This window comes from Rhizobacter sp. (genome assembly GCF_035702065.1).
Lineage (GTDB): Bacteria > Pseudomonadota > Gammaproteobacteria > Burkholderiales > Burkholderiaceae_C > Rhizobacter.
In genome coordinates this window covers 1-4,702 of sequence record NZ_DASSRA010000440.1, presented here as the reverse complement: position 1 = coordinate 4,702, position 4,702 = coordinate 1, and the positions used below count along the sequence as shown (strand labels likewise).

General features: G+C 68.5%; 3 protein-coding genes. All 3 read left to right on the top strand.

Annotation, left to right across the window (positions count from 1 at the left end):
- Positions 1–468, top strand: a 468-nt coding sequence (locus VFL64_RS19335; protein WP_489542015.1) for a M23 family metallopeptidase, incomplete at its 5' end; no start/stop codon positions are given.
- Positions 469–719: 251 nt separating this feature from the next.
- On the top strand, positions 720–3,524 hold the full coding sequence (secA, locus tag VFL64_RS19330) for a preprotein translocase subunit SecA (RefSeq protein WP_489542014.1): 2,805 nt from the start codon (positions 720–722) through the stop codon (positions 3,522–3,524).
- Positions 3,525–3,568: 44 nt separating this feature from the next.
- On the top strand, positions 3,569–4,702 hold a 1,134-nt coding region (gene argJ / locus VFL64_RS19325; protein WP_489542013.1), incomplete at its 3' end, for a bifunctional glutamate N-acetyltransferase/amino-acid acetyltransferase ArgJ.

Genomic DNA, 4,702 nt, shown 5'->3' with positions numbered 1-4,702 from the left:
CTGGAACGCCGGCTGCAGGCGCTGATGGTGCCCAGCTCGCCGCCGGTGACCGGCCCGGTGGGTTCCGGCTTCGGCTTCCGGCCCGACCCTTTCACCGGCCACAGCGCCTTGCACACCGGGCTCGACTTCCCGGCCGAATCCGGCACGGCCATCAGCGCGGCGGCCGGCGGCGTGGTGGTCAACGTGAGCCGCCACCCTGCCTACGGCCAGATGGTGGAACTTGATCACGGCAACGGCCTGATGACCCGCTATGCCCACGCGTCCAAGATCCTGGTCAAGCAAGGCGACCTGGTGCGCCGCGGCCAGCTCATCGCCGAGGTGGGCACCACCGGCCGCTCCACCGGCCCGCACCTGCACTTCGAGGTGCTGGTGGAAGGCGTGCCGCAAGACCCGGTGAAGTTCCTCTCCGGCGGCCCGGGTTCGCGGGACCGTTCCACCGCGCAGGCTTCGTCTTCGCAGCGCCGCTGAGCCGGGGGTACCCGTCCCCGGAGTACCGGTGCCACCCGCCGGGCGGGTACTCAGCCGCCTTGGGGTGGCCCGGCGCCGGCTGGGCCGGCCAGTGATAGACTCGCGCGCCGCCTCGGGTGGTGGCGCGGCGGAGACCGAGTCGCGCTGAGTGTCCACGGGGCTTGCACCGCGGCGGCCTGCCCCAACATCTGCCCGGCATCGTTTGTGATGCTCCTGCGCAAACCTGCGCTGGGTCCGACTCAGCACTCCTCATGTTGCCCAAGCTCCTGACCTCGATTTTCGGCAGTCGCAATGAGCGGCTGCTCAAACAATACCGGCACGTGGTCCAGCAGATCGCTGCCCTGGAGCCATCGCTGGAAAAGCTCAGCGACGACCAGTTGCGCGCCAAGACCGCCGAGTTCCGCGAGCGGCTGGCCAAGGGCGCCACGCTGAACGACCTGCTGCCCGAGGCCTTTGCGGTGGCCCGCGAGGGCGGCAAGCGCGTCTTGAAGATGCGCCACTTCGACGTGCAGATGCTGGGCGGCATGGTCCTGCACAACGGCAAGATCGCCGAGATGCGCACCGGCGAGGGCAAGACCCTGGCGGCCACCTTGCCCGTGTACCTGAATGCCCTGGCCGGCAAGGGCGTGCACGTCGTCACCGTGAACGATTACCTGGCCCGGCGCGATGCCGAGTGGATGGCCCGGCTCTACAACTTCCTGGGCCTTACGGTGGGCGTGAACCTGCCGCACATGCCGCGCGAGGAAAAGCAGGCCGCCTACGCCGCCGACGTGACCTACGGCACCAACAACGAATTCGGCTTCGACTACCTGCGCGACAACATGGTGTACGAAGTGGCCGACCGCGTGCAGCGCGGCCTCAACTACGCCATCGTCGACGAGGTGGACTCAATCCTGATCGACGAAGCCCGCACGCCGCTCATCATCAGCGGCCAGGCCGAAGACCAGACCGAGGTCTACCTCAAGATCAATGCCATCTCGCCGCAACTGAAAAAGCAGATCGGCGAGGCCGACCCGCGCACCGGCGAGGGCGTCATCGAGCCGGGCGACTTCACGGCGGATGAGAAGTCGCACCAGGTCTACCTGACTGAGGCCGGCCACGAAAACGCCGAGCGGCTGCTCACCCAGGCCGGCCTGCTGGCCGAGGGCGCCTCGCTGTACGACGCCGCCAACATCACGCTGATGCACCACCTGTACGCCTCGCTGCGGGCGCATCACCTGTACCACCGCGACCAGCATTACGTGGTGCAAAAGGGCGAGCGTGGCCTGGAGGTCGTGATCGTCGATGAATTCACCGGCCGCCTGATGACGGGCCGGCGCTGGTCGGACGGCCTGCACCAGGCCGTGGAAGCCAAGGAACGCGTGCCCATCCAGCCCGAGAACCAGACGCTGGCTTCCATCACGTTCCAGAACTACTTCCGCATGTACGGCAAGCTGGGCGGCATGACCGGCACGGCCGACACCGAGGCGTACGAGTTCCAGGAGATCTACGGCCTGGAGACCGTGGTCATCCCGCCCAACCGCAGCATGATCCGCCGCGACGAGCTGGACTTGGTCTACAAGAGCGCCAAGGAAAAGTACGAGGCGGTCATTGCCGACATCCGCGACTGCTACGAGCGCGGCCAGCCGGTGCTGGTGGGCACCACGTCGATCGAGAACTCCGAGCTGGTCTCCGGCCTGCTGGACAAGGCCAAGCTGCCGCACCAGGTGCTGAACGCCAAGCAGCACGCCCGCGAGGCCGAGATCGTGGCCCAGGCCGGGCGGCCCAAGATGATCACCATCGCCACCAACATGGCGGGCCGCGGCACCGACATCGTGCTGGGCGGCAATGTGGAGAAGCAGGAGCAGTTGCTGGAGGCGGACGAGTCGGTGCCGGCCGAGGACAAGGCCCGCCGCATCGCGCAGCTGCACAGCGAATGGCAGGGCCTGCACGACCAGGTGAAGCAGAGCGGCGGCCTGCGCATCATCGCGACCGAGCGGCACGAGAGCCGCCGCATCGACAACCAGTTGCGCGGCCGCTCCGGCCGCCAGGGCGACCCGGGCTCGTCGCGCTTCTACCTCTCGCTGGAAGACCCGCTGATGCGCATCTTCATGGGCGACCGCGTGCGCGCCATCATGGAGCGCCTGAAGATGCCCGACGGCGAGGCCATCGAGGCCGGCATGGTGACCCGCTCCATCGAGACCGCGCAGCGCAAGGTGGAAGCGCGCAACTTCGACATGCGCAAGCAGCTGCTCGAATACGACGACGTGGCCAACGACCAGCGCAAGGTCATCTACCAGCAGCGCAACGAGCTGCTGGAGGCCAGCGACCTGAAGGCGCAGGTGGCCCCCCTGCGCCGCGGCGCCATGACCGACGTGGTGCGCACCTACGTGCCGGCCGAGAGCGTCGAAGAGCAATGGGAGCTGGCCGCGCTGGAGAAGACCCTGCGCGACGAATGGCAGGTGGACGTGGCGCTCAAGGCCGAGGTGGACAAGAGCGAGGCCATCACCGACGAGGACATCGTCGAGCGCGTGGTCAAGGCAGCCGACGAGGGCTTTGAGAAGAAGCTGGCCGTGGTGGGTGCCGAACAGTTTGCCGCCTTCGAGCGCATGGTGCTGCTGCAGTCGCTGGACTCGCACTGGCGCGAGCACTTGGCCGCGCTGGACTACCTGCGCCAGGGCATCCACCTGCGCGGCTACGCGCAGAAGAACCCCAAGCAGGAATACAAGCGCGAGGCCTTCGAGCTGTTTTCGCAGCTGCTCGACGTGGTGAAGATGGACGTGACGCGCATGCTGATGACCGTGCGCATCCAAACCAACGAGGAGGCTGCCCGCGCGGCCGAGGCCATCGAGGAACGCGCCGAGCACATCGGCAACGTCACCTACACCCACCCCGAGGAAGACGGCAGCGTGGTGCAGGACAGCGATGTGGCCACCGCGGTGGCCCAGCGCCTGGGCAGCAGGGCGGCCGCCGCAGCGGTGGCTGGCGCGGACGGCCTGCCGCGCGTGGGCCGCAACGACCCTTGCCCCTGCGGCAGCGGCAAGAAGTACAAGCAATGCCACGGCAAGCTGGCCTGATCCCGCTTTTGTCCTTGTAGAGATCCGTCCGAGCGGAGGCTTCCATGCCCGTCAACCTGACTGTCACCCCACCTGAAGCCCTGCATCCGGTGGGGGGGGTGCGCATCGGCACGGCCATGGCCGGCGTGCGCAAGGCCAACCGGCGCGATGTCACCGTGGTGGCGCTGGACGTGGGCGCGGCGGTGGCCGGCGTCTTCACGCAAAACCGCTTCTGTGCCGCGCCCGTGCAGCTGTGCCGCCGGCACCTGGCCACCGAGCTGGGCATGCGCGCGCTGCTCATCAACACCGGCAATGCCAACGCCGGCACGGGCGACGACGGCCTGCAGCGGGCGCAAGCCACCTGCACGGCGCTGGCCCAGCTGATGGCCGTGGCGCCGGAGCAGGTGCTGCCGTTCTCCACCGGCGTGATCATGGAAACGCTGCCCAGCGAGCGCATCATCGCGGGCCTGCCGGCCGCCATCGCCAGCCTGGGTGCCGACGGCTGGGCCGAGGCCGCCCAGGCCATCATGACCACCGACACCGTGCCCAAGGCGGCCTCGCGCCAGGTGGTGATCGGCGGGCAGACGGTCACCGTGACCGGCATCGCCAAGGGCGCCGGCATGATCCGCCCCAACATGGCCACCATGCTGGGCTTCATTGCCACCGATGCGGTGATCGCGCCGCACTTGATGGATGCGCTGGTGCGGGAGGCGGCCGACCGCTCCTTCAACCGCATCACCATCGACGGCGACACCTCCACCAACGACTCCTTCGTGCTGATCGCCACGCACCGCGCCGGCCATGCGCCCATTGCCCAACTCGACAGCCCCGAGGGCCGGGCGCTGAGCGACACCGTGTTCGCCGTGGCCGAGCAGTTGGCGCAGGCCATCGTGCGCGACGGCGAGGGCGCCACCAAGTTCATCACCGTGCGCATCTACGGCGGCCGCACCGAGGCCGAATGCCGCCTGGCGGCCTACGCCATCGCGCACTCGCCGCTGGTGAAAACTGCCTTCTTCGCCAGCGACCCCAACCTGGGCCGCATCCTGGCCGCCGTGGGCTACGCCGGCATCCCCGACCTCGACCAGAGCCGCATCGAGCTGTTCCTCGACGACGTGCACGTCGTCAGGCGCGGCGGCCGCAATCCGTCGTACCGCGAGGAGGACGGCCAGCGCGTGATGAAGCAAAGCGAGATCACGGTG

Excerpts from the sequence above, each read along its gene's own strand:
- secA (WP_489542014.1), top strand. The coding sequence starts at position 720 with ATGTTGCCCAAGCTCCTGACCTCGATTTTCGGCAGTCGCAATGAGCGG.